The 1,674-nt window shown below is 62.4% G+C and carries 3 protein-coding genes; all 3 read right to left on the bottom strand.

The window, feature by feature from the left end:
- Nucleotides 1-91: 91 nt before the first annotated feature.
- A complete protein-coding gene (locus G552_RS15710; protein WP_036271036.1) occupies nt 92-1,093 on the bottom strand; it encodes an AI-2E family transporter in 1,002 nt (333 codons plus the stop codon).
- 45 nt (nt 1,094-1,138) lie between these two features.
- Nucleotides 1,139-1,417, bottom strand: a complete 279-nt coding sequence (locus G552_RS15715; RefSeq protein ID WP_245575211.1) for a DUF5615 family PIN-like protein — start codon at nt 1,415-1,417, stop codon at nt 1,139-1,141.
- Nucleotides 1,418-1,495: 78 nt separating this feature from the next.
- Complete coding sequence (locus G552_RS16140; RefSeq protein ID WP_281167354.1) at nt 1,496-1,591, bottom strand: DUF433 domain-containing protein; 96 nt, start codon at nt 1,589-1,591, stop codon at nt 1,496-1,498.
- Nucleotides 1,592-1,674: the final 83 nt, after the last annotated feature.

Raw genomic sequence — 1,674 nt, forward strand, 5'->3', positions numbered from 1 at the left:
CTGGTACGAGGCCAAGGCGTCCATTGTTCGCGAGGCAATACGAAGTTATCTCGCCCATCCCCTCCACATCCTTCAGCCAACTGCGTAAGTCCTACGGGTGCAGGCTGGTGGTCTGGCGCATAATCAGGGGCCAGATCACCCCCTGTAGTTGGTTGCAAATCCATAACGCCAGCGCCACCACCAGTAGAGGCCCCAGGCCCAAAGGCAGGGCCAGCAGCAAGGCCGGCACCGCCGAGATGAGCACCCCAATCACCGGCACAAAGCTGAAGATAAAAGCCAGAAAACCCAGAACCATGGACTGGGTCAGTACCTCGCCGCTAAAGCCCTGAAAGGGGCCGAAGGAGAGGTACATGGCCAGGGTGACCAGCCCAGCGTTGGCCAGTGCGCCCAGAATGGTGCCGCGCACGTAGCCGCCGAAGGCCCGGTCGGCCTTTTCCAGTAGCTCGGCGGCGCGGGGCTGGTAGGGCCGGGGGATGAAGGTGAAGAGCTGGGCCCCAATGCGGGGCAGGTCGTAGAGCAGGTAGATGGACAGGGTAATCACCGTGAGGAGCTGGAAGGCCCCACCCAAAAGCGCGGCAAAAAAGTTCAGCAGGTTGCCCCCGCCCTGGGCCAGGAGGCTTTGCAACCCCCGAAGGAGGGTCTGGGTAAAGACCTCTAGCAAGAGCTCGAGGTTGCCGGTGGCCTGCGCCAGAGCCTCGCGCAGCAAGGGTGGCAGCGGCACCTGGCCCAGCCGGTCGGGCAGTTGTTGCACCCAGCCCTCGAGGGGGGCCAGAATAGCCGGCAGATTCACCAGGAAGCGGCTGAGCTGGCTGGTCATCCCCAGCAAGAGCACCGTGGCCAGCCCCAGGAAAAACAACCCCCCCACGAACACCGCCACCACCCCTAAAGCCCGGGTCAGGCGGCGCTCTTCGAACCAGCGCACCACCGGGCTGGCCAGGTAGGAAAGGATAAAGGACAGGCCCACAATGGTCAGGGCCATACGGGCCTTGGCCGCCACCCAGGCCAGCAGCCAGGCGAGCAGCAGGCCCAGGGCCAGGTACACCGCCAGGCGCACCCAGGGGTTCTGCCAGGCCAGGCTAAAGGTCTCGCGCATGGCCCCATTATGCGTGGATGAAGGCGGACGGGCCTGTAATCTTTGTTAGACCAAGGGCAGTAGCCGCACCCGAACCCGGCTAGCGTCCATTATCCCTATAGCCCCTTTCGCAATGGCCTCTGCTGCGGCGAGCAGCACTTGTAGCAAGCGTTCCCCGCTGACCTCAGGCCGCAAGTCTATCTCGCGCAAAATCAGGACGCTGGGTCTGGTTTCGCGGCTGTACATCAACAAGTCGCCAAAGCCGAGGTCGTGGGTCAGGAGTAGGTAGTCGCGGGAAGCCGCGAAGCGCAGCACCTCGAGGTCACTCGCATTGGCCGGCCCCACTTCCGACCAGCGAACAGCCTCTATAAGCCTGAAAAAAGGACACCCCCCGGGGGGTGAGGTTGATGTCCAGCAGGATTTTCAAATCGCGACCTCACGTTCCTCGGCCAGAAGGGCGGCGTACTGCAATGCAGCATCTATATCCTCCTGCTCGAGCTCAGGGTAGTCGCGCAGGATCTCAGCTGAACCCGGACAAACACATGTGAGACTCTAAGCTGGGATAAAAAGAGGGGAACCAACCAAGAAAGGAGGTTCCCCAG

It is taken from the genome of Meiothermus rufus DSM 22234, from assembly GCF_000423425.1.
Taxonomy (GTDB): domain Bacteria; phylum Deinococcota; class Deinococci; order Deinococcales; family Thermaceae; genus Meiothermus; species Meiothermus rufus.

Coding starts and splice junctions, on each gene's coding strand:
- G552_RS15710 (WP_036271036.1), bottom strand. CDS start 1,093: ATGCGCGAGACCTTTAGCCTGGCCTGGCAGAACCCCTGGGTGCGCCTG.